At 64.6% G+C, this 22,636-nt stretch carries 23 protein-coding genes; 6 read left to right on the forward strand and 17 right to left on the reverse strand.

Features of this window, described 5'->3' with window-relative positions:
• Nucleotides 1-41 precede the first annotated feature (41 nt).
• The 9 genes from HV681_RS19625 to HV681_RS19660 form a co-directional block, all read right to left on the reverse strand.
• On the reverse strand, nt 42-173 hold the full coding sequence (locus tag HV681_RS19625; RefSeq protein ID WP_056567326.1) for an entericidin A/B family lipoprotein: 132 nt from the start codon (nt 171-173) through the stop codon (nt 42-44).
• A gap of 38 nt (nt 174-211) precedes the next feature.
• Nucleotides 212-907, reverse strand: a complete 696-nt coding sequence (locus HV681_RS19630) for a fumarylacetoacetate hydrolase family protein (RefSeq protein ID WP_128827800.1) — start codon at nt 905-907, stop codon at nt 212-214.
• A gap of 291 nt (nt 908-1,198) precedes the next feature.
• A complete protein-coding gene (gene ppa, locus HV681_RS19635) occupies nt 1,199-1,729 on the reverse strand; it encodes an inorganic diphosphatase (RefSeq protein WP_175124630.1) in 531 nt (176 codons plus the stop codon).
• Between the two features lie 29 nt (nt 1,730-1,758).
• On the reverse strand, nt 1,759-3,396 hold the full coding sequence (locus tag HV681_RS19640; protein WP_175124631.1) for a heme biosynthesis HemY N-terminal domain-containing protein: 1,638 nt from the start codon (nt 3,394-3,396) through the stop codon (nt 1,759-1,761).
• 4 nt (nt 3,397-3,400) lie between these two features.
• On the reverse strand, nt 3,401-4,591 hold the full coding sequence (locus HV681_RS19645) for a uroporphyrinogen-III C-methyltransferase (protein ID WP_175124632.1): 1,191 nt from the start codon (nt 4,589-4,591) through the stop codon (nt 3,401-3,403).
• A gap of 37 nt (nt 4,592-4,628) precedes the next feature.
• A complete protein-coding gene (locus HV681_RS19650) occupies nt 4,629-5,447 on the reverse strand; it encodes a uroporphyrinogen-III synthase (protein ID WP_175124633.1) in 819 nt (272 codons plus the stop codon).
• The gene (hemC, locus tag HV681_RS19655) at nt 5,447-6,388 is read right to left on the reverse strand and encodes a hydroxymethylbilane synthase (RefSeq protein ID WP_175124634.1); all 942 of its coding nucleotides are present in this window, start codon (nt 6,386-6,388) and stop codon (nt 5,447-5,449) included. The genes HV681_RS19650 and hemC overlap by 1 nt, the downstream gene beginning before the upstream one ends.
• A gap of 9 nt (nt 6,389-6,397) precedes the next feature.
• Complete coding sequence (locus HV681_RS28040; protein ID WP_008164300.1) at nt 6,398-6,520, reverse strand: hypothetical protein; 123 nt, start codon at nt 6,518-6,520, stop codon at nt 6,398-6,400.
• Nucleotides 6,507-7,205 carry a TerC family protein gene (locus HV681_RS19660; protein WP_218895259.1) on the reverse strand — a complete coding sequence of 233 codons (699 nt, stop codon included), beginning with the start codon at nt 7,203-7,205 and terminating at the stop codon, nt 6,507-6,509. The genes HV681_RS28040 and HV681_RS19660 overlap by 14 nt, the downstream gene beginning before the upstream one ends.
• Between HV681_RS19660 and HV681_RS27905 the strand changes: the two genes are divergently transcribed.
• Nucleotides 7,092-7,367, forward strand: coding sequence for a hypothetical protein (locus tag HV681_RS27905; protein ID WP_254594178.1), 276 nt, complete (start codon nt 7,092-7,094; stop codon nt 7,365-7,367). The genes HV681_RS19660 and HV681_RS27905 overlap by 114 nt on opposite strands.
• Here the strand turns inward: HV681_RS27905 and HV681_RS19665 are convergent.
• The 5 genes from HV681_RS19665 to metE form a co-directional block, all read right to left on the reverse strand.
• Nucleotides 7,341-8,039 (reverse strand): TerC family protein, encoded by a 699-nt coding sequence (locus tag HV681_RS19665; protein ID WP_105238013.1) that lies wholly within the window; start codon nt 8,037-8,039, stop codon nt 7,341-7,343. The genes HV681_RS27905 and HV681_RS19665 overlap by 27 nt on opposite strands.
• A gap of 264 nt (nt 8,040-8,303) precedes the next feature.
• A complete protein-coding gene (gene sucD, locus HV681_RS19670; RefSeq protein WP_056567350.1) occupies nt 8,304-9,185 on the reverse strand; it encodes a succinate--CoA ligase subunit alpha in 882 nt (293 codons plus the stop codon).
• Nucleotides 9,186-9,206: 21 nt separating this feature from the next.
• On the reverse strand, nt 9,207-10,367 hold the full coding sequence (gene sucC / locus HV681_RS19675; RefSeq protein ID WP_056567354.1) for an ADP-forming succinate--CoA ligase subunit beta: 1,161 nt from the start codon (nt 10,365-10,367) through the stop codon (nt 9,207-9,209).
• 10 nt (nt 10,368-10,377) lie between these two features.
• A complete protein-coding gene (locus HV681_RS19680; protein WP_175124635.1) occupies nt 10,378-10,980 on the reverse strand; it encodes a DUF2889 domain-containing protein in 603 nt (200 codons plus the stop codon).
• A 286-nt stretch (nt 10,981-11,266) separates the two neighbouring features.
• The gene (gene metE / locus HV681_RS19685; RefSeq protein ID WP_175124636.1) at nt 11,267-13,564 is read right to left on the reverse strand and encodes a 5-methyltetrahydropteroyltriglutamate--homocysteine S-methyltransferase; all 2,298 of its coding nucleotides are present in this window, start codon (nt 13,562-13,564) and stop codon (nt 11,267-11,269) included.
• Nucleotides 13,565-13,747: 183 nt separating this feature from the next.
• Here metE and HV681_RS19690 point away from each other — a divergent pair, with 183 nt between their 5' ends.
• Nucleotides 13,748-14,665, forward strand: coding sequence for a LysR family transcriptional regulator (locus HV681_RS19690; protein ID WP_175124637.1), 918 nt, complete (start codon nt 13,748-13,750; stop codon nt 14,663-14,665).
• Between the two features lie 77 nt (nt 14,666-14,742).
• Here the strand turns inward: HV681_RS19690 and recX are convergent, their stop codons facing one another.
• Together recX and recA are read right to left on the reverse strand one after the other, a co-directional pair.
• Entirely contained in the window at nt 14,743-15,471 is a 729-nt protein-coding gene (gene recX, locus HV681_RS19695) for a recombination regulator RecX (protein WP_175124638.1), read from the reverse strand.
• Nucleotides 15,472-15,633: 162 nt separating this feature from the next.
• Nucleotides 15,634-16,695: a recombinase RecA gene (gene recA / locus HV681_RS19700; protein WP_175124639.1), complete on the reverse strand. Its 1,062-nt coding sequence runs from the start codon at nt 16,693-16,695 to the stop codon at nt 15,634-15,636.
• Between the two features lie 225 nt (nt 16,696-16,920).
• Here recA and HV681_RS19705 point away from each other — a divergent pair, with 225 nt between their 5' ends.
• From HV681_RS19705 to HV681_RS19715, 3 genes are all read left to right on the forward strand, one after another.
• The gene (locus HV681_RS19705; RefSeq protein ID WP_175124640.1) at nt 16,921-17,610 is read left to right on the forward strand and encodes a response regulator transcription factor; all 690 of its coding nucleotides are present in this window, start codon (nt 16,921-16,923) and stop codon (nt 17,608-17,610) included.
• 112 nt (nt 17,611-17,722) lie between these two features.
• Nucleotides 17,723-19,099, forward strand: coding sequence for a sensor histidine kinase (locus HV681_RS19710; protein ID WP_175124730.1), 1,377 nt, complete (start codon nt 17,723-17,725; stop codon nt 19,097-19,099).
• A gap of 194 nt (nt 19,100-19,293) precedes the next feature.
• Nucleotides 19,294-20,955 (forward strand): MFS transporter, encoded by a 1,662-nt coding sequence (locus HV681_RS19715; protein WP_370633080.1) that lies wholly within the window; start codon nt 19,294-19,296, stop codon nt 20,953-20,955.
• A gap of 398 nt (nt 20,956-21,353) precedes the next feature.
• Here the strand turns inward: HV681_RS19715 and HV681_RS19720 are convergent, their stop codons facing one another.
• On the reverse strand, nt 21,354-21,563 hold the full coding sequence (locus HV681_RS19720; RefSeq protein WP_056322527.1) for a hypothetical protein: 210 nt from the start codon (nt 21,561-21,563) through the stop codon (nt 21,354-21,356).
• 150 nt (nt 21,564-21,713) lie between these two features.
• Here HV681_RS19720 and HV681_RS19725 point away from each other — a divergent pair, with 150 nt between their 5' ends.
• The gene (locus tag HV681_RS19725) at nt 21,714-22,613 is read left to right on the forward strand and encodes a recombination-associated protein RdgC (RefSeq protein WP_056567374.1); all 900 of its coding nucleotides are present in this window, start codon (nt 21,714-21,716) and stop codon (nt 22,611-22,613) included.
• Nucleotides 22,614-22,636 lie beyond the last annotated feature (23 nt).

Raw genomic sequence — 22,636 nt, forward strand, 5'->3', positions numbered from 1 at the left:
CCTTGATTACTCAAGGGGCTTTTTTTACCGCCGCGCGCCGATTATTTGTCGGCGGCGTTGGTGATGGCATTGCCCGCCCGGGACACATCCTTGCCCATGCCGGCAACGGTATTGCAACCGGCCAGCACGAAGCCGAATACGACAAAGGCAGTCAGCACAAACTTGCCGCGCATGCTCTAACTCCAAAATGAAAAGATGAAAGCGCCTATGCTCAGGCGATCTGCACGCGCAGTTCGCCCAGGCCTTCGACGCCGCCAGTGATCACGTCACCTTGGCGCACGGCGCCCACGCCTTCAGGCGTACCGGTGAAGATGATGTCGCCGGGCTGCAGTTCAAACAGGCCCGACAGATAAGAAATGCTTTCCGGAATGTTCCACAGCATCTGCGAGATGTCGCTGGATTGCTTGCGCTCGCCGTTGACGTCCAGCCAGATGGCGCCCTTGTCGAGCGTGCCGACCACGCTGCGCGGGTGGATGGGACCCAGCGGCGCGGACTGGTCGAACGCCTTGCCGATTTCCCAGGGACGGCCCTGCTTCTTCATTTCGCCTTGCAGGTCACGGCGGGTCATGTCCAGACCCAGCGCATAGCCCCACACGCATTCGTTGGCCTGATCGACGGGGATGTCGCGGCCGCCCTTGCCCAGCACCACGACCAGCTCCATTTCGTAGTGCAGGTTGGACGTCTTGGGCGGGTACGGCATCTTGCCGGTTTCGCCATCGGCCACGAACAGCACCGCGTCGGCGGGCTTGCAGAAGAAGAACGGATCTTCACGGCCGGTGAAACCCATTTCCTTGGCGTGTTCGGCGTAATTGCGGCCGACGCAATACACGCGGCGCACGGGGAACAGCGCGGCGCTGCCGGCAACGGGAACCGCGACGGGCGGCTGGGGAGGCAAAACGTAGTCCATGAGCTATCAACCTATGACAAATACGTGACCGGAAAAACCGGGAAAAATATTACCCCGACGCGCGCGCGCTTGGCTTGCCCTGTGACCCCGCGATGGGGCGGTGTTGTTGTTGGGCGGCCGGGCGTTTGAAAAAGCACTCGCGAGTGTAGCCCTTTCTGCGGCCAAAGCGAGTGCCGGATGGATCGGGCGCCCCATAAGACAACGGCGCGGCTGCGACTGGCCGCAGCCGTCGCGGCCGCGCCGCAGGAAAGTGCCAGCCAACACGATGATGCCGGCTGGCCGATAGCCTGATCAGCCCTTGGTGTAGCGCTCGGCGCTGCGCACGATTTCCTCGTGTGCGGCGTCCACGCCCTTCCAGCCCTTGACCTTGACCCACTTGCCCTTTTCCAGGTCCTTGTAGTGCTCGAAGAAGTGCTGGATGCGGGAGATGTCTTCCGTCGGCAGATCTTCGTAGGACTTGATATTGCGGTACGGGGGGTACAGCTTTTCGATCGGCACGGCCAGCAGCTTGGCGTCGCCGCCCGACTCGTCGTCCATTTCCAGCACGCCGATGGCGCGGCAGCGCACGACGGCGCCGATCTGGATCGGGAACGGCGTCAGGACCAGCACGTCGGCGGGGTCACCGTCTTCGGACAGGGTCTGGGGGATGTAGCCGTAGTTGCACGGGTAGTGCATGGCCGTCAGCATGAAGCGGTCAACGAAGATCGCACCGGAATCCTTGTCGACCTCGTACTTCACCGGGTCGGCGTTCATGGGGATTTCGATGATGACGTTGAAGTCTTCGGGCAGCTTCTTGCCAGGGGAGACGCGATCAAGACTCATGGTTCAACCTTGTTTGTCTGAAAAGATATTCAAATCGAGCCGTCGTCCTTGAACGGCGGCTTGGTGGTCGGCACGGGCGCCGCGGGCGGCGCCGGCTTGGCGGCGGGCGCAGCGGGCGCCGGCATTGGCGCGTAGGTGGGCACCGGCTCGTCGAAAGCGGCAGCCGGGATCGGCGCGCTGTCGAAGTATTCGTCGATGTCGGACGTGCCGCGTGCCAGCGGCGCATCTTCGGGCGCGAGGGCGCGGTCGTGCTGTGCCTTGCTGACGCGCGCGTCCGGGTCCAGCACGTAGTCCGAGGCCGACGCGGCGACGGGCGCTGCCGCGGCACCGGCGGGCAAGGCCGGGTAATCGCCGCCGACGTCCGTGTCGCTGTCGGTGTCCGACAGGCCGACGGCATAGCCGCCTTCGGCGTCCACGCGGTAGGGATCCGAACCGGTGTCCGCGGCGGGAAGCGCTGCATCCGAGGCCAGCACGGGCAGAGCCATGCTGGCGGCCGTCGCCAGGCGCCAGTGGCGCACGGCGTCGACCGGGCGATCCAGGCGATCGTAGAGACTGCCCAGCAATGCATGCGTTTGCGCATCGCTGCGTCGCGCGAGGCTGCGCAGCAGATAGCGTTCGGCCTGGCCCCAAAGCTGGCCGTTCAGGCACAGCATGCCCAGCGCAGTCAGCAGGTCGGGATCGGTAGGACGTTGATGCAGCCAGGTTTCGGCCTTGGCCAGGCGGCGCGACACGTGTTCGGCGTCGCAGCGGGCGTAGGCCGCCACCAAAGCGGGATTGAACTTGACGGCGATGGCCGACTCCAGCACACGGGCGGCTTCGTTGGGTTCGCCAGCGGCTTCGAAGGCCGCCGCGCCCGCCAGGGCGATTTCAGGCAGCAGGCGCTCTTCGGCCTTGAGGTCTTTCCAGATGGGGCGCCAGGCATCCTGGCCTGCCGCAGCCCGCAGGCGCGCGGCGCCGGCCGCGTCGATCAGCACGTCGGCTTCAGGGCGGCCCAATGCATTGCGGCGCAGAAGACCGCGCGCCAGCGTGAATACCTGCTCCTGGTGATTCAAGGCCGTATGTGCGCGCAGCAGCAGGCGCATGGTGTGCAGATGGCGCGCGCCACCGTCGGCCAGTGGCCCCAGCACAGTCAAGGCCCGCTCGGCGCGGCCCTGATCCAGCAGCATATCGGCGGAAACCGTGGCCGTGGCTTCAAGCAGGCCGGGATCCGTGCCGGCCTGTTCCTGCGCGTTGGCAAGCAGGCGATCGCGCCGGTCGAATTCACCGAGGCCATGCGCGGCACGGGCGGCCGACAGCGCGGCCAGGACGCGGCGCGTACGGACCTTGGTCTGGTCCAGAAGCTTCGTCAGGTCTTTTTCGGCATGGGAATAGCGGCCTTCGAGAAGACCAATCCAGCCACGTTCCAGCAATTCATGGTCGCGCGCCTGGGCACGCTTGCCGCGCCAGGCCCGGACGCGATCGGGAATGGCGAGCAGCCATGCCAGCAGGCGCAGGCCGACATACAGGATGATGAACGTCGCGACGATGAGCAGGACGGCGAGCGTCAGCGACATCTCGATGCGCCACGGCCACACCAGAAGCAGCACGTTGCCCGAATGCGAGCGCAGAACCACCGCCAAGGCGACGGCGACGACGGCGAGCAGCAGGGTCCAGAACCAGGTACGCATGAGCTCAGTCCTGCTCGCTGGTCTTGAAGCCCGCGGCGCGCAAGGCCGCGACGGCATTCAGGCTGTCCGCCACGTCCGGCATGCGCACGGCGATGTCGGTCTGGGCCAGCTCGCGCGCGAGGGTTTGCGCGGCGACGGTGTCGGGCGAACGGCCATCGAAGTATTTGGACAGCGTCGAACCGACGTTATCGAGCTCGCTCTTCCAGACGGACGGCTGGCGCATCAGCATTGCCAATTGCGCCGTCAGCAGCCGCTGGCGCAGCGTGCCGCGCACCTGATCGGCTTGCTCGGGCGACAACAACAGCGCGGCGGGTTCATCCACGCGCTGGATGGTGATGAGTCCGCCAAGTTCATGGGCCAGCGCGGAGCCCGCGCGGCCAGGCCACGAGGCGACTTCGGCGCGCCAGCGCTGCCACCAGGGCGCGTCGGCGGGGAGCCCTGCCTGCGGATCAACGACGGGGGCCGGCGCGGGAGGCTGGGCCTGGCCTACCGGCGCCACGCCGGGCGACACGGTGTCCGGCACCAGCAGCGGCGCCTTGCCGATCAGCGCGACCAGGCGCTCGATGCGGCCCGACTGGGCGGGGATATCGACGGTGGACACGGCGCGCAGGCGGTCCAGGTCGCCGTTGATCGATTGCTGCAGGCTGGAGAAACGCGGACGGTCGGCGCGCGCAAGGCGCGATTGGGCGGTTTCCAGCGCAACGATCGCGTTGGAGACATTGCCCGCCAGACGCAATTGCTGGTTGGCGATCGTCAGCAGACGCTCGACGTCGTTGGCCAGCAGTTCGTCGCTGGCGCTGTCGTTGAAGTTCTGCCAAGCCTGCTGCAGGGCGTTGTACTGGCTTTGCGTCTCGCGCAGCGTGTCTTCGAGTTCGGCGACGCGGCCCGACTGCGCCTGCGCCAGAGCGAGGGCTTCGCGGGTGTCCTTGCGGGCTTGCGCGACGTCGGCGCCGAGCGTATCCAGGCGCGTTGCGACTTCGCGGCCGGCGGAGACGAACTGGGTGCGTTGCTTCCACAGCGCATAACCCAGGCCAACGGCCAGCAGGATGACGATTATCAGGGCGGTGACCAAGGGGCCACTGCCGCGCTTGGCCGGACGGGCCTTGACGGAGTCGGCCGGGGCCGATGCGGACGCACTTGCGTCCGGGGCGGCCGGATGAACGGCCGAATCGGTAGCGGGAGTCTTATCTGTCATGACGCGATTGTATTCGGTGTCAGTCCGAACCAACGAATCAAGCAGCAACAAAAGCCTGGAATATCGACTCGTCGTTCGGCACGCAGATTTTTACCATCGCCGCTCCGGACGCGCCATGACAGGACGGTGGCAGGCGGCGCACCAGCGAGGGGTGCGTGATCACAAAGCGGCAGCGCAGCCACCAGTCAGTCAGACCTGCTGCGTGAAGCTGATTCTGGACGGCGTCTGCGCCCTCCCCGCTGGTGAGCAGCCAAGTGGCAGAGACGTCCGCTTCGGCCCAGCGCCGCAGTGCGCCAAGCTGGTCAGAGGTCCAGTCAGCCGCGCGCCGCTGGTAGGCGGCGTGACGCGTTACGTGGACGCCATGGGCCTCGAGTTTGTCGCCGAGCCAATCGCGTCCCTGGGTGCCACGCACCACCAGCACGCGCGCGGGCAGCGTAGGCTGGGCCTCGAGCACTCGCCACAGCGCCTCGGAATCGTGGGTGGGTGCGGACTCGTCCGGATGCAGAACTGTTGTATTCGCGCCAAAAAAGCCCGTCTCGCGCAGCGCCTGTGCGCTGGCGGGCCCGACCGTGGCCGCGGCCACGCCCGCGGGCCAATCGGCGGCGCCTTCAGCCTGGGAAAGCTGGTTCAGGTACTGGCGGGCCGCATTGCCGCTGACGAACACGACGAGGTCGAACGCCGAAGGCCGGGGCAGGTCTTCGGATGCGACGGAGATGGGATGGATTTCAAGCGCGGGCAGGATGCAAGGCTGCCAACCGGCGCCCTGCAGGCGGCCAGCCAGCGCTTCGTTGCGCCCCGCGGGCCGCGTCAGGATGGCGATGCGCGGCCCTTCGGCGGCTGCAAACGCCGGATCCATCAGTGCGGCTCGTTGTGCAGGAGTTCGCGGAGGATCGCCGCGGCGCCCGCGTCCAGCAATTCGGAGGCGGCGGCTTCGCCGATGGCTTCGGCCTGATCCACCGGACCGGTGTGCGTGGCGTGAACGATGCGGGTGCCGTCGGGCGACGCGACCAGCGCGCGCAGCGACAGTGTGTCGCCGGCGATCTGGGCAAACGCGGCCAGAGGAACCTGGCAGGAGCCGCCCAGCTTGCGAGACACAGCGCGCTCCGCGAGCACGCAGGCGGTGGTATCTGCGCTGACCAGCGGCGCGAGCCACGCACGCATGTCGTCGCGATCGTCGCGGATTTCGATGCCAAGAGCGCCCTGCCCTGCGGCCGGCAGGCTGTCGGCCGGGTCGAGCAGGCTGCGAATGCGCTCGCCCATGCCAAGACGTTCCAGACCCGCCGCCGCCAGCACGATAGCGGCGTAGTCGCCTTTGTCGAGCTTGCCGAGGCGCGTATCCAGGTTGCCGCGCAGGGGCTTGACCACCAGGGCGGGAAACCGGGCACGGATCTGGGATTCGCGGCGCAGACTGGACGTGCCGACCACGGCGCCCGCGGGCAAGTCCGCCAGCGAGGCATACCGGTTGGACACGAAGGCATCGCGCGGATCCGCGCGATCGAGGACGGCGCAAAGCTCGAACGGGGCTTGCAGATCCACCGGCACGTCCTTGAGGGAGTGGACGGCGAGATCGGCGCGCCCGTCGAGCAGCGCGTTTTCGAGTTCCTTGACGAACAGCCCCTTGCCGCCCACCTTGGACAGCGTGCGGTCGAGGATCTGGTCGCCTCGGGTCGTCAGGGTAAGAAGTTCAACTGCGCACGCTGGGTACAGCGTGCGCAGCTGATCGCGCACATGCTCGGCTTGCCACAGGGCAAGCCGGCTGGCGCGGGTCGCAATGACCAGACGTTGCGGCAGAGACACGTGATGCCATCAAACGAAGTTGGAGACGATGATCGTCGCGACTACGCCGAGGATGGCCAGCACGAACAGACCCTGAAGAAGGCTCAGGCCCGATTCGGTTTGCTGGGGATCGGTGGATCTACGCAGACTCATGTGCTGATTCCTTGGAAGCGTTCTTGCGGCTTGCAAGCCACCGTCCAAGGACAACAACGAGCAAGGCGCCAATAATTTCAGCGGCGATTTTAACCGTAGTCGGCTGAACGCCAAATTGACGCTCGACAATAACGTCGGTGACCAGCATGCCGCCGGCGATCCAGCCCAGGAGGCCCGCGCCGAAGGTGACGACCAGCGGATAGCGGTCGATGAGCTTGAGCACCAGCGTGCTGCCCCAGATGATGATCGGCACACTGACGACCAGACCGAAGATGACCAGACCCAGCTGATGGTCGGCATGCGCGTTCTGCGCGGCGCCGGCGATGGCGATCACGTTGTCCAGGCTCATCACGAAGTCAGCAATGATGATGGTCTTGATGGCCGCGACGATGGATGTGCCGCCCTTGATGTCGCCATGCGCATCGTCTTCGGGAACCAGAAGCTTGACGCCGATCCAGACGAGCAGCAGCGCGCCCACGACCTTCAGGAACGGGATGTTCAGAAGCTGCATTGCGAAGGCGATCAGGACGACACGCAGGATGATTGCGCCCGCGGTGCCCCACAAGATGCCTTGCATGCGCTGCTTGGGCGCCAGGTTGCGACACGCCAGCGCGATCACGACAGCGTTGTCGCCGCCGAGCAGGATGTCGATAAGGATGATCTGAAATACCGCTGCCCAACTCAGCGTCTGAAAAAACTCAAGCACTTTGAACCCCCGAAGGCATTTATGAAAAGAATGGCCGGTCCCGGCCCGGCCGCCCTGCCGCGCGCCTTCGCGCGGCAGGTTTATTTAGAAAAACATATTATTGTAGTTCAGCTTTCAGTCAGCTTTCTGGCGCATCAGTAAAACTTTACCAATCAGCAGCACCAGCACTGCACCGAGTGCGCCCGACATCAGCGCGAAGCTATGCTGCGTCACACCCAGCGCGGCGTCAATACGCGCAACGGGCTCTTGCAAAGCCGGATCGCCCACCAGCAGTTCGCCCGCGATGAAGCCCAACAGCGCCGCGCCGACCCAGACGATGAGCGGGAAGCGTTCGATGACCTTCAGGAGCAGCGTGCTGCCAAAGATGACCAAGGGAATGCTGATGGCCAGGCCGAGCACCAGCAACGTCGTATCGCCCATTGCCGCAGCGGCGACGGCCACCACGTTGTCCAGGCTCATGACCAGGTCGGCGATCATGATGGTGCGGATGGCGGTGAAAAGATTGCCCTGCGTCTTGCCGGCGCCGTCTTCTTCGCCTTCCGGCAGCAGCAGCGTAACGCCGATGTAGACCAGAAGCAGTGCGCCGATCAGCTTGAGCCACGGCAGCAGCAGCAACTTGGCCGCCACGAGCGTCAGCACGATACGCATGATGATCGCAGCGGCGGAACCGACCACGATCGCTTTTTTCTGTTGTGCCGGAGGCAGTGAACGCGCCGCCAGCGCAATAACCACGGCGTTGTCGCCCGATAGCAGAATGTTGACCCAAATGATCTGGAGCAACGCGATCCAGAATGCCGCTGAACTGAGTTCCATGCCTCTCTTTCCTAGGTGTGATCCCCCTAGGAGAAAACCAAATTAATGGATGAATTTGAACGGAGAAACGTACTGACCGTCTTGGTGCGAGCCCGACGGCATTCTTGCTGGTACGCGCAAAATTTCTTTCATTATAGTTTCGTTCAGCTTTCCGTATGATTGCCCCGACCGCTTCCTGGACGCGGGATTACCCTAAGAAATCACCAAAAAGATGGACGAAAAAAAGCCCGCCGAAGCGGGCTTTTTATTGCGCAATGCTGAGACTTACAGCACCGACTTGAGCAGCTTGCCCATTTCGGAGGGGTTGCGCGTGGTGCGGATGCCGCAGGCTTCCATGACTTCCAGCTTGGCGTCGGCCGTGTCGGCGCCACCGGAGATCAGCGCGCCGGCGTGGCCCATGCGCTTTCCGGGAGGGGCGGTGACGCCAGCGATGAAGCCGACGACCGGCTTCTTCATGTTGTCCTTGGCCCACTGCGCGGCGTTGACTTCGTCCGGACCGCCGATTTCGCCGATCATGATGACGGCGTCGGTGTCGGGATCGTCATTGAACAGCTTGAGCACGTCGACGTGCTTCAGGCCGTTGATGGGGTCGCCACCGATACCGACAGCGCTGGATTGGCCCAGGCCCAGTTCGGTGACTTGCGCCACGGCTTCGTACGTCAGGGTGCCCGAACGGCTGACGATGCCGATGCGGCCCTTGCGGTGGATGTGACCGGGCATGATGCCGATCTTGATTTCGTCCGGGGTGATCAGGCCGGGGCAGTTCGGGCCCAGCAGCAGCGTCTTGCTGCCCTTGGCCTTCATGCGGTTCTTGACTTCGAGCATGTCGCGGACCGGGATGCCTTCGGTGATGCAGATGACCAGTTCCAGCTCGGCTTCGACAGCTTCCCAGATGGCGGCAGCGGCGCCGGCGGGCGGCACGTAGATGACCGACACGGTGGCGCCGGTGTCAGCCTTGGCGTCCTTGACCGATGCGAAGATCGGCACGCCTTCGAAGTCTTCACCAGCCTTCTTGGGGTTCACGCCGGCCACGAAGGCGGCCTTGCCATTGGCGTACTCACGGCACATGCGGGTGTGGAACTGGCCCGTCTTGCCCGTGATGCCCTGGGTGATGACCTTGGTGTCCTTGTTGATCAGAATCGACATTGTGAATCCTTGATTTTCTCTTTACTTGACGGCGGCTACGACGCGGGTGGCAGCTTCGGCCATCGTGTCGGCGCTGATGATGGGCAGACCCGATTCAGCCAGCATCTTCTTGCCGAGCTCTTCGTTGGTGCCCTTCATGCGGACGACCAGCGGCACGTTCAGGTTGACGGCCTTGCAAGCAGCGATCACGCCTTCGGCGATGACGTCGCAGCGCATGATGCCGCCGAAGATGTTGACCAGGATGGCCTTGACGCTCTTGTTGGCCAGCATGATCTTGAAGGCTTCGGTGACCTTCTCGGCCGTGGCGCCGCCGCCGACGTCCAGGAAGTTGGCCGGCTCGCCGCCGAACAGCTTGATGGTGTCCATCGTGGCCATGGCCAGGCCGGCGCCGTTCACCAGGCAGCCGATGTTGCCGTCGAGCTGGATGTAGGCCAGGTCGAACTTGCTGGCTTCGATTTCAGCAGGATCTTCTTCGTCCAGGTCGCGGTAGGCGACGATTTCCGGGTGACGGAACAGGGCGTTGGAGTCGAAGTTGAACTTGGCGTCCAGGGCGATGATGTTGCCCTTGCTGTCGCGGTTCAGGGGGTTGATTTCGACCAGGGAGGCGTCGGTGTCCATGTAGCACTTGTAGAGCTTCTGGAACACGTCAACGGCCTGGGCAGTCGAGTCGGCGGGCAGGCCGATCGCGTTGGCGATCTTGGTGGCTTGCTCGGCGGACAGGCCGGTCAGCGGGTCGATGTATTCGGTGATGATCTTTTCGGGCGTGGAGTGAGCCACTTCCTCGATGTCCATGCCGCCTTCGCTGGAAGCGATGAAAGCGACATTCTGCGTGGCGCGGTCGGTGACCAGCGACACGTAGTATTCCTTCTGGATGTCGGCGCCGTCTTCGATGTACAGGCGGCGGACCTTCTGGCCTTCGGGGCCGGTCTGGTGCGTGATGAGCTGCATGCCCAGGATTTCGGAGGCCAGCTTGCGGACGTCGTCCAGCGAGCGGGCCAGCTTGACGCCGCCGCCCTTGCCGCGGCCACCCGCGTGGATTTGTGCCTTGACGACCCAAACCGGTCCACCCAGCTTTTCAGCGGCAGCCACGGCCTCGTCGACGGAAAGAGCGGGGATCCCGCGCGGCACGGGGACGCCAAATTGCTTCAGCAGTTCCTTGCCTTGATACTCGTGGATTTTCATGTGTTACCTGTCAGGACGTATGAGAAAAAGAAGGTGAATCGGAGGACGACTCGGCCGATGCCTCAGCGCTACCCCCGGTGTACCACTCGGGATAATGCTCAGCCACCACAGGGCCGCCAGTGCTGAGCGCATGGCAGCCGTCCAGTTGGAATGGACGCCGGTTCGGGTTGGGTTCCTGCCGCCGGCGGTTGGCCATCGTCTGGACCGCCGCGGTGGGAAGCACCTGCGACAGTTCGGTCATGTGCGTACAGCCTTCCACATGCCCGAACCGCTCTTTGACCTGGCGACGGAACCCCTTGAGCAGGTTCATGCCGATCAGGTCAGTGTACGCCGGCTCGATGGCCTTGCAATGCTCGCCGTAAGGCGCCGCGTCATAGACGGCCTGAGCCGCCACGATCGAGAATTGTTCGTCGATGGTGATGCGCAGGTGCATATGGTGGATGGGTTGCCCCGCCTTGAACATCTCGCCGTCGCGCTTGGGAAAATCGTACGCCTTGACGTCGATAAGCTCGGCTTCCAGGTCCCAGTTGCCGTCGTCGCGCGCGTACGACTGCACACGTATGGAACGCGTATGCAGCGGCTGACGAGGACAATCCGGCGGTGGCAAGGGCATGCGTGGGGCCTGCGGGGCAGAGACGGCCAGCGCGTAATGGTGCGCGGCAACAAAACCTTCAAAGTATAGCGCAGGCGGCCTGCCGCAATCGTATTAATTGGCCGGGGGATGGCCCGCTATCCCACACGCTGGCATGCGCGGCGGCGGCCACTCGCGTTGGGCCGTCGCCAGATCGGCCCTGGATTCACCGTCGGTGGATCGCAAAAAACCCGGCGCGCGCAAGGGAGCACGGCCGGGCGGGGGAATGCGGCGCCCGGCGCCCGCGCGCCGGGGACGGACCATGGCTTCAGGCCGCGTCGCGCAGCGCGCGGGCCGCCTGGACCATGCCGATCAGTGCCGCCTCGGTTTCCGGCCAGGCACGCGTCTTCAGGCCGCAATCGGGGTTCACCCACAGGCGCTCCTTGGGCAGGCGGGCGGCAGCCTTGTTCATCAGGTCCACCATCCAGTCCACCTCGGGCACGTTGGGCGAGTGGATGTCGTACACACCGGGGCCGATGTCGTTCGGGTAACGGAAATCCTCGAACGCCTTGAGCAGTTCCATATTGGAGCGCGACGTTTCGATGGTGATCACGTCGGCGTCCATGGCCGCGATGGATTCGATGATGTCGTTGAACTCCGAATAGCACATATGGGTGTGGATCTGCGTCTCGTCGCGCACGCCGGCGGTCGACAGGCGGAAGCAGTCCACGGCCCAGTCCAGGTACGCCTGCCAGTCGGCGCGGCGCAGCGGCAGGCCCTCGCGGATGGCGGGCTCGTCGATCTGGATGACGTTGATGCCGGCCGCTTCCAGGTCCACGACCTCGTCGCGCAGGGCCAGCGCAAGCTGGCGGCAGGTCTGTTCGCGCGGCTGGTCATCGCGCACGAACGACCATTGCAGGATGGTGACCGGACCCGTCAGCATGCCCTTGACCGGCTTATCGGTCAGCGACTGCGCGTAGGACGACCAGCCGACCGTCATGGGCGCGGGGCGCGCCACGTCGCCGAAGATGATCGGCGGTTTCACGCAGCGCGAGCCGTAGCTCTGCACCCAGCCGTTCTTCGTGAAGGCGAATCCGGCCAGCAGCTCGCCGAAATACTCCACCATGTCGTTGCGCTCGGGCTCGCCGTGCACCAGTACGTCCAGGCCCACTTTTTCCTGGAAGCGGATGACTTCCTCGATCTCCTTGCGGATGGCGGCTTCGTACGCGGAATCCGTCAGGGCGCCGGCCTTCCAGTCGCGGCGCAGCGCGCGGATTTCGGCGGTTTGCGGGAACGAGCCGATGGTCGTGGTGGGATAGGCGGGCAGCCCCAGCTGCTGCTGTTGGCGCGCGATGCGGCCGGCGAACGGCGCGCGGTCGCGCGACACGCCCTGGGCGGCAGCCATGCGCTGGGCCACGACCGGATTGTGAATGCGCACCGAAGCGCGTCGCGCGGCCAGTGCAGCGCGTTGCGCGGCCAGCCCATCCTGCACCGTCGGGTCCGTGGCGCTGTCGAGCGCGCGGCCCAGCAGGGTCAGCTCATCCAGCTTCTGCGCGGCAAAGGACAGCCAGCTCTTGAGTTCGGCGTCCAGATCCGTTTCGTTTTCCAGGTCGACCGGCACGTGCAGCAGCGAGCACGACGGCGCCAGCCACAGGCGGTCGCCCAATTGGCGCGCGACCGGAGCCAGCGTGGCGATGGCGGCGTCCAGGTCGGTGCGCCAGATGTTGCGGCCATTGATGATGCCCGCGGACAGCACCTGCCCGTCATTCAGGCCGGCGACCACCGCGGCCAGCTGCTCCGGCGCGCGCACCAGATCCACGTGCAGACCGGCCACCGGCAAGGCCTGCGCCGTCGGCAGGTTGTCCTTCAGACCGTCGAAGTAGGTCGCGACGAGCAGCTTGACCGGGTTAGCGGACAGCGTTTCGTAAACCTGTTTGAACGCGTCGCGCCAGGCTTGCGGCAGATCGAGCGCCAGGATGGGCTCGTCGATCTGCACCCACTCGATGCCCAGCTTGGCAAAGCGCGTCAACACGTCCTGGTAGACCGGCAGCAGCGCCGTCAGAAGCTGCAGTTTGCCGGAATCGGCGGGACCGTCGGCGAATGCGTCGCCCTTGCCCAGGAACAGCCAGGTCAGCGGGCCGGGAATGACCGGCTTGACCTGCAGACCCAGCGCCTGCGCTTCCTTGACCTGTTCAAACAGGGTGTCGCGGGCAACGCGGAAGGTCTGGCCGGGCACCAGCTCGGGGACGATGTAGTGGTAGTTGGTATCGAACCACTTCGTCATTTCGCAGGCGGCGGCGGGCTTGCCCGACGGCGCGCGTCCGCGGCCCATGCGAAAGAGCGTGTCCAGCGAGACCGGCTCATTGTCCTTTTGGCCGAAGCGCGCGGGCACCGCGCCGAGCAGCGTCGTCCATTCGAGGATCGGGTCGTACCAGGCGAAATCGCCCACGGGCACAAGCTTGACGCCCGCTGCCGCCTGAAGGCGCCAATGGCGGGCGCGCAGTTCGCGGCCCGTTTCCTCCAATGCTTCGGCGGTTTGCTTGCCGGCCCAATAGCCTTCAACGGCCCGCTTGAGCTCGCGATGGGCGCCAATGCGGGGGAATCCCAAATTATGAATCGTAGTCATGTGAACTCGCCATCCCACAAAATTTATTCAAGTGACGAGCATTCTGACGCTAAATCAAAATGAATCAAAATCAATGTCTACATTTATAAGATGAAGAAATCTCATAGAATGCCGGCTTGGTCCCGGGAAGGTAGATTCATCGCCGGGATGCCCTCGTAGATTCGTCTTGTATGAAGCCGCCCGATGCTGGAAATTCGCCACCTTGAAACACTGACCGCCATCCGTGACGGCGGCAGCCTGCAGGAAGCTGCAGAGCGCCTGCACCTGACTCAATCGGCGCTGTCGCATCAATTGCGGGACCTGGAAACTCGGCTGGGTACGCCCCTGTTGAATCGCCGCACGCGGCCGGCCCGGCTGACGACGGCGGGCTTGCGAGTACTGGCGCTGGCCGACGAGGTCTTGCCGCGCATCCGCGCCACGGAGCGCGATTTGCAGCGCCTGGCTGCCGGACGCACCGGCCGGCTGCACCTGGCGATCGACTGCCATTCCTGCTTTCAGTGGCTGATGCCGGCGCTGGACGCCTTCCGCGTGCAATGGCCGGACGTGGCGCTGGACCTGTCTGCAGCGTTCTCCTTCGCCCCCCTGCCCGCGCTGGTGCGCGGCGACCTGGACCTGGTCATCACGTCGGACCCGCAGCCGCTGGACGCAGTGGACTACCTGCCGCTATTCAAATATGAACTGGTGCTGGCCGTGTCCGAATCCAACCCGCTTGCCGGCAACAAATTCGTCATGCCGGAGCAGTTGGCGGACCAGACGCTGATCACCTATCCGGTGGACAAGCAGCGCCTGGACGTCTTTACCGCCTTCCTGGACCCGGCGGACGTGGAGCCGGCCGCCGTCCGCAAGGCCGAGCTGACGCCGATCATTGCGCAACTGGTGGCGAGCAATCGCGGCGTGGCAGCCCTGCCCAATTGGGCGCTGACGGAATACATGAATCAGGGATGGCTGCGGCTTTGCCGCCTGGGCCCGCAAGGCGTGTGGCGCACGCTGTATGCGACGGTGCGCAGCGAGGACACGGACGCCTCTTATATCGATGAATTTCTGACCATTACCCGCGACGTCTGTTTCAAGACGCTGTCGGGCATCAAGTCGGCGAAGTGATCACGTAAGGGACAGCGACGACTGCAGCGCCGCCGGCCGGCCCGACGCCCGCGGGAACAATGCCCGCCGGCCCCACGTCAGTCTTCGTCGCCCTCGCCCAGGATGCGCCGGATGACGTCGTGCGCGAAACCGCGGCTGGCCAGAAAGCGCGCCTGCTTTGCATAGACGGTGCGATCTTCGGGCTTGGCGCTGAAGCGCTTTTTCCAGACCTCAAGCGCCCGGTCGTATTCGGTGGCGCGAAGCTGGTCGCGCAATTCCGCGACCTGATTGTCGTCCACGCCGTGCTGGCGCAGTTCCTGCACGATGCGCGCCGCACCCTGCCGTGAGGCGCGCCGATGGACCAGGCTTTGGGCGAAGCGCTCGGTGGACAGCCAGCCCTCTTTCTCAAGCGCGTCCAGCACGGATTCGACTTCGGCTGCGTCTTCGGCGTAAGCGGCCAGCTTGCGCGCCAGTTCTTCGCGCGCGTGTTCGCGCCGCGATAGATACCCCACTGCCCGCATCTTCAGCGACGGCCCCTTGCGGGCCTGCTTGCCATCAGACGTGGTTGCCTCGCCAGGGCTGTCGGCAGGGTCGGCGCGCCGGCCGCGCGCGGCGCCGCGTTGAGCGGAACTACGTTGCTCGGAACTGCGCTGCCACAGGCCGGCGGGTTCGACGCCATCGGCCGAATCGTCAGGCGCCGCGGCCTCGCGGGCCACCCGCGCATCGGACGTGCGCCGCAAGCCTTGCGGCTTGGCGACCGTTTCGAATTCGTCGTCCAACCTGGCGCGTTGGCGCTCGGCGGATGCGGGAGTCGATTTCCAGCTCATGCGCTTTCCTGCTTGCTAAACAAAACGGCAGGCCCAAGAGAAAAACGGCAGGCCCAAGAAAAAAACGGCAGGCCCAAGTGGCGCCTGCCGCAGTTTCCCAGCCCAGACGGGCCGGCGGAGGGGCTAGCCCGAACCGCGGCGAGCCCAGTCGAATGCCCGGGATTACTCGGCGGTGTCTTCCGCCGTGGGCACGAATTCAGCGGCGCGGCTGACGATGCCCTGGTTTTCGCGGACGCGGTTTTCGATCTCGATGGCCATGTCCTTGTGTTCTTTCAGGTATTCGCGGACGTTGTCCTTGCCCTGGCCGATGCGGTTGCCGTTGTAGCTGTACCAGGCGCCCGACTTGTCGACGACGTTGGCGGCCACGCCCAGGTCGATGATTTCGCCTTCGCGCGAGATGCCGGCGCCATACATGATGTCGAACTCAGCCTGCTTGAACGGCGGCGCCACCTTGTTCTTGACGACCTTGACGCGGGTTTCGTTGCCGACGACCTCGTCGCCCTTCTTGATGGAGCCAATGCGGCGGATGTCCAGGCGCACGGACGCGTAGAACTTGAGCGCATTGCCGCCGGTGGTGGTTTCGGGGTTGCCGAACATGACGCCGATCTTCATGCGGATCTGGTTGATGAAGATGACCATGCAGTTGGTCTTCTTGATGGTGGCGGTCAGCTTGCGCAGGGCCTGGCTCATCAGGCGGGCCTGCAGGCCGGGCAGCGAATCGCCCATTTCGCCTTCGATTTCAGCCTTGGGAACCAGCGCAGCCACCGAGTCGACGACGATCAGGTCGACCGAGCCCGAGCGCACCAGCGCGTCGGTGATTTCCAGAGCCTGTTCGCCCGTGTCCGGTTGCGAGATCAGCAGGTCGGACAGGTTGACGCCCAGCTTGGAGGCGTACTGGACATCCAGGGCGTGTTCGGCGTCGACGAAGGCGCAGGTGCCGCCCAGCTTTTGCATTTCGGCGACGACCTGCAGCGTGAGCGTGGTCTTGCCCGACGATTCCGGACCGTAGATTTCAACGACGCGGCCGCGCGGCAAGCCGCCGACGCCCAGCGCGATGTCCAGACCGAGCGAGCCCGTGGAAACCACCTGGATGTCGTGCGAGACCTCGTTGTCGCCGTAGCGCATGATCGAGCCCTTGCCGAACTGCTTTTCGATCTGCGAAAGTGCGGCGGCAAGCGCCTTGGCTTTTTCCGAAGCGGCGGCCTTGGTGGTTTTGTCGTCCATGAGGAGTCCTGTCTGTAACGTATCTGGAAGTCGGAAAACTGCGGGTCTGGCAATGAGGTTCAGATTATGGCATCGGATTGTACTGGACAAATAACCAGTGTGCCAGTTCTTTGCACGTATACCCTGAGTGGCAAGCCCGGCGGCGTGTGACAGAATCCGGAGCGATCCCGGTATTTTGCCCTTTTTCCGCCCCCGGGCCGCGGTGTTTCTTCCTAGCAGCAGCCCATGCGTATCCTGATCGCCGAAGACGACAGCATCCTGGCCGACGGCCTGTCCCGCTCGTTGCGCCACAACGGCTACGCCGTGGATGCCGTGCGCGATGGTCTTTCCGCCGATTCCGCGCTGGCCGCCCAGGCTTTCGACCTGCTCATCCTGGACCTCGGCCTGCCGCAACTGGCCGGCCTTGAAGTGCTGCGCCGCCTGCGCGCCCGCAATTCCGCCCTGCCCGTCCTCATCCTGACCGCCGCCGACAGCATCGAGCAGCGCGTCAAGGGCCTGGACCTGGGCGCCGACGACTATATGGCCAAGCCATTCGCGCTGTCCGAGCTCGAGGCCCGCGTGCGGGCGTTGACGCGACGCGGCGCGGGCGGCGGCGGCACCATGCTCAAGCATGGCAAGCTGCTCTTTGATCAGACCGGCCGCGTCGCCATCGTCGACGACCAGACGCTGGATCTGTCGGCGCGTGAGGTCAGCCTGCTCGAGATCCTGCTGACGCGCAGCGGCCGCATGGTCAGCAAGACCCAGCTCGTGGACCACCTGTGCGAATGGGGCGAGGAAGTCAGCACCAACGCCATCGAGGTCTATGTGCATCGCCTGCGCAAAAAGCTCGAGCCCAGCGGCGTGAAGATCGTCACCGTGCGCGGCCTGGGCTACTGTCTTGAGCGGGACCAGGGTGCGGCGTACCTCGCAAGCTGAGCCCGCTCCAGAGCCGCTCAACCAGGAAGCCCTGGACATCATGCAAGCCGGGTCCAAGGGCCCGAGTTTCGCGCCGCCGCAACGGTCGCTGCTGGGCGAGATCCTGGACTGGATGCTGGCGCCGCTGTTCCTTTTGTGGCCCATGAGTGTCGCCATCACCTACGTGGTGGCGCAGAACATCGCCAACGTGCCGTACGACCGGGCTCTGGCCAACAACCTGCACGTGCTGACGCGCCAGGTTCACGCTCAGGATGGCCGCGCGGTGCTGAAGATGACCGATGCCGCCCGCGACGTGCTGCGCGCCGACGAGACCGACAGCGTGTTCTGGCTGGCGCTGGGCAGCCGCGGCGAATACCTGGGCGGCGACCGCGCGCTGCCGTTGCCGACCACCGTGGGCCAGCCCCGCCCCGGCGAAGTCCAGTACGAAGACGACACGCTGCGCGGCTTTGGCATCCGCCTGGCCTTCACCTGGGTGGACCTGCACCTGCCCGGCACGCAGCCCGCGCTGTTCATCGTGGCCGAGACCGTGGAAAAGCGCACGCAGCTCGCCAACGACATCATCAAGGGCGTGATCATTCCGCAGTTCGTGGTGCTGCCCATCGCCGTGCTGCTCGTCTGGTTCGGCCTGTCGCGCGGCGTGGCGCCGTTGAATGCGCTGCAGCAGCGGCTGCGCGCACGCCGGCCCGACGACCTCTCGCCCATCGACGAACGCGCCGCGCCTTCCGAGATTGCCCCGCTGGTCGCGGCCATGAACGACCTGCTGGACCGCCTGTCCGCCAACGTGCAGGCGCAGCGCCGTTTCGTGGCCGACGCGGCGCACCAGTTGAAGACGCCCCTGGCGGGATTGCGCACACAGGCTGAACTGGCGCTGCGGGACGCCAGTCCCGAGGAAATGCAATCCAGCCTGCGCCAGCTCGTGACCGGTTCTGAGCGCGCAACCCGGCTCGTCAATCAGTTGCTGCTGCTGGCCCGGGCTGAAAATCCCAGCGCGATCGGCCTGACACGCACGGACATCAACGCCATCGCTTACGAGCAGACCATGCACTGGGTGCCGCTGGCGCTGTCGCTCAGCACAGATCTGGGGTTCGAAGGCTCGGACACGCCTGTCGAGATCAATGGCAATCCGCTGCTGCTGGCCGAGCTGCTGAACAACCTGGTCGACAACGCGCTGCGCTACACCCCGCGCGGCGGCCATATCACCGTGCGCGTGCTGCAAGCGGACGGCCAAGGCATCCTGGAAGTCGAGGACTCCGGACCGGGCATTGCGCCCGACGAACGCGAGCGCGTGTTCGACCGCTTCTACCGCGTGCTGGGCACGTCATCCGACGGCAGCGGCCTGGGCCTGGCCATCGTGCGCGAAATCACGCAGAAGCATCAGGCGAGCGTCGAAATCGGCGACCATCCCACCGAACACTCCGACTTGCCAGGCACCCGCATCCGTGTCGTTTTTCCCCTCTACACGCCGCCATCCGAGACGTCCGACAGCTAAGGACTATCCCTAGCCTTCCCCGGCGCGTTTACTGTTTGTTTCAATTTTAAGATTCAAGTAAGGGTCACGTCAGAACCTCGTCAGCCTCGGCCCCCAATGTGGCGATAGCTCGATGTCGGCTCGCCGGCGGAGGGTCAAGCACGGCGGAAAACCGCCGGCCTAAAAAACGAGGAGACATCATGAGCACAACTACCATGGCAGGCCGCGGTCCATCCGCGGATCCGCGTCCGATGACCAAGGAGGAGCGCAAGGTCATCTTCGCGTCTTCACTCGGCACGGTGTTCGAGTGGTATGACTTCTATCTGTACGGCTCGCTCGCAGCCATCATTGCCCAACACTTTTTCTCCGGCGTGAACCCGACCGCGGGCTTCATCTTCGCGCTGCTGGCCTTCGCGGCCGGTTTCGCGGTGCGGCCGTTCGGCGCGCTGGTGTTCGGCCGGCTGGGCGACCTGGTCGGACGTAAATACACCTTCCTGGTCACGATCGTGATCATGGGCCTGTCCACGTTCCTCGTCGGCATCCTGCCCAGCTACGCGAGCATCGGCCTGGCCGCTCCCGCCATCCTGATCGTCCTGCGCCTCTTGCAAGGCCTGGCGCTCGGCGGCGAGTACGGCGGCGCGGCAACCTATGTTGCCGAACACGCCCCGCACGGCCGTCGCGGCTTCTATACATCCTGGATTCAAACCACCGCGACGCTGGGTCTGTTCCTGTCGCTGCTGGTCATCCTGGGCATCCGCACGTTCATGGGCGAAGACGACTTCAAGGCCTGGGGCTGGCGCATTCCGTTCCTGATCTCGGTCGTGCTGTTGGGCATCTCGGTCTGGATCCGGCTGCAGCTGAACGAATCCCCCACCTTCAAGCGCATGAAGGAAGAAGGCAAGGGTTCGAAGGCGCCGATCGCCGAATCGTTCGGCCAATGGAAGAACCTGAAGGTCGTGCTCCTGGCGCTGCTGGGCCTGACCGCCGGCCAGGCCGTAGTCTGGTACACGGGTCAGTTCTACGCCCTGTTCTTCCTGACGCAGACGCTGAAGGTCGACGCCAACACCGCGAACATCCTGATCGCCATCGCGCTGCTGCTGGGCACGCCGTTCTTCGTGATCTTCGGCGCGCTGTCGGACAAGATCGGCCGCAAGCCCATCATCATGGCGGGCTGCCTGATCGCTGCCGCGACCTACTTCCCGATCTTCCAGGGCCTCACGCACTTCGCCAACCCGGCGCTGGAAAAGGCGCAGGCGTCCGCGCCGGTCACCGTGATCGCGGACCCCAGCACTTGCTCGTTCCAGTTCAACCCCGTGGGCACCGCGTCGTTCACCAGCTCTTGCGACGTGATCAAGTCGTTCATGGCCCGCAACTCGGTGAACTACCGCAACGAAGCGGCTCCGGCCGGTTCGGTGGCCCGCGTCAAGATCGGCAACGAAGAGTTCACCTCGTTCGACGGCCGCTCGCTGGCGCCCGCCGAGTTCAAGGCCAAGGTTGCTGAACTCGACAAGACGCTGACCGCCTCCATCCGCAGCCACGGCTACCCGGCCAAGGCCGATCCGGCCCAGACCAACAACGTGATGGTCGTGGTGCTGCTGACGATCCTGGTGCTGTACGTGACCATGGTGTACGGCCCGATCGCCGCCATGCTGGTGGAAATGTTCCCGACGCGCATCCGCTACACGTCGATGAGCCTGCCCTACCACATCGGCAACGGCTGGTTCGGCGGCTTCCTGCCTCCCGTCGCGTTCGCAGTGGTGGCTGCCACCGGCAACATCTACGACGGCCTCTGGTATCCGATCATCATCGCGGTCATGACCCTGGTCATCGGCACGCTGTTCGTGCGCGAATCCAAGGACAACGACATCAACGCCTGATAGACCATCCCCCGCCGGGCGGGACTGCTGCGCCTGCCCGGCCTTTCAAAAGCTCCTTATGGGAGCTTTTTTTTATTCGCACTTTCAGGACCATGTCAGACCGGCGCCAGTAGACTGAGCGCTCAGATTACGGCCTTGCGCAAGATTGCCTGACGATTGATCCCCCTGTCAGACGATTGCAGGGTTGCTCTTCTGACACCGATGCCGCGTTCCCCGCGAGCCTTTTATGACGCGGCATTGTGTGCTCCCGTACCGGCCCGACTCTTTATTGAGCCGGGCCGCTTTTTTTGTGGCCGCGGATCGTGCGACCGCTCGTGCCAAGACAAAGGGCGGCCGCAATGCGACCGCCCTCTTCATGCCTTTCGATGGCACACGGCCGGCCTCGCGGCCGGCGCGGATCAACGACGCATGCCCACGCCGATCGCGACCACACCCGCCACGATCGCAGCAATGCCTGCCCACGTCGGGATGGGAACCGACTTCTCGGTTTCCGCGGTGGCCTTCACGGATCCGATCTGCAGGACCGTTTCCTCGGACTTGTAGCTGAAGCCCTTGTAGGCCAAGGCAACCACGCCCAGGACAATCAGGATCGCGCCAATGATTTTCATGTATTTACTCCAATCTCACGTTGGTGCGCGGGACATTACCGGATAGGCTGATCGCTGTCAGTGACAGAACGTGTCGCCTGTTGCGGGTGTACTCAGCCCCTTCGGCAAAGCCGCCGTGTCGTATAGAATCAACCCTTTTGGCCGACGCTCATGTGGTTCAAGAATCTCAAGATTTACCGCCTCTCCTCGCCCTGGACCCTGACCGGCGATCAGCTTGAAGACACGCTGGCAAAGCATGCGTACCAGTCCGGCAACAACCTCGAAATGCAAAGCCTGGGCTGGGTGCCCCCGCGCGAGAACGGCGGTCTGGCCCACGAAGTCAATGGCCAGATCCTGCTCAGCCTGCGCGCCGAAAAGAAGCTTCTGCCGGGCACCGTGATCAACCAGGTCGCCAAGGCGCGCGCCCAGGAAATCGAAGAGCAGCAAGGCTACAAGCCGGGCCGCAAGCAGATGAAGGAAATCAAGGAGCGCGTCACCGACGAGCTTCTGCCGCGCGCCTTCAGCGTCTATCGCGACACGCGCGTGTGGATCGACCCGAAGAACAACTGGCTCGTCATTGACGCGGCTGCGTCGGCCAAGGCCGACGAAGTCATCGGCCTGCTGGCCAAGTGCGTCGATCCCTTCCCGCTGGAAAATCTGTACGTCGCCCAATCGCCAGCGTCGGCCATGACCGGCTGGCTGGCCGAGGACGAAGCGCCCAGCAACTTCACCATCGACCAGGACACCGAGCTGCGCTCGTCCGGCGAAAGCGGCGCGGCCATTCGCTACGTCAAGCACTCCATTGACGCCGACGACGTGCGCCGCCACATCCAGTCCGGCAAGCAGTGCACGCGCCTGGCCATGACCTGGGCCGACCGCGTGTCGTTCGTGCTGACCGAAGGCCTGGACGTCAAGCGCGTAGCGCCCCTGGACGTACTGAAGGAAGGCAACGAAGGCGTCGCCGCGAATGACGACGAAAAGTTCGATTCCGACATGATGCTGATGACCGGCGAACTGGCCAAGATGATGGCCGAGCTGGTCGAGGCGCTGGGCGGCGAAAAGAAGATCTAAGCCTTCTTACCCGCATCGGCAAC

The organism is Achromobacter animicus, from assembly GCF_902859585.1.
Taxonomy (GTDB): Bacteria; Pseudomonadota; Gammaproteobacteria; order Burkholderiales; family Burkholderiaceae_B; genus Achromobacter; species Achromobacter animicus.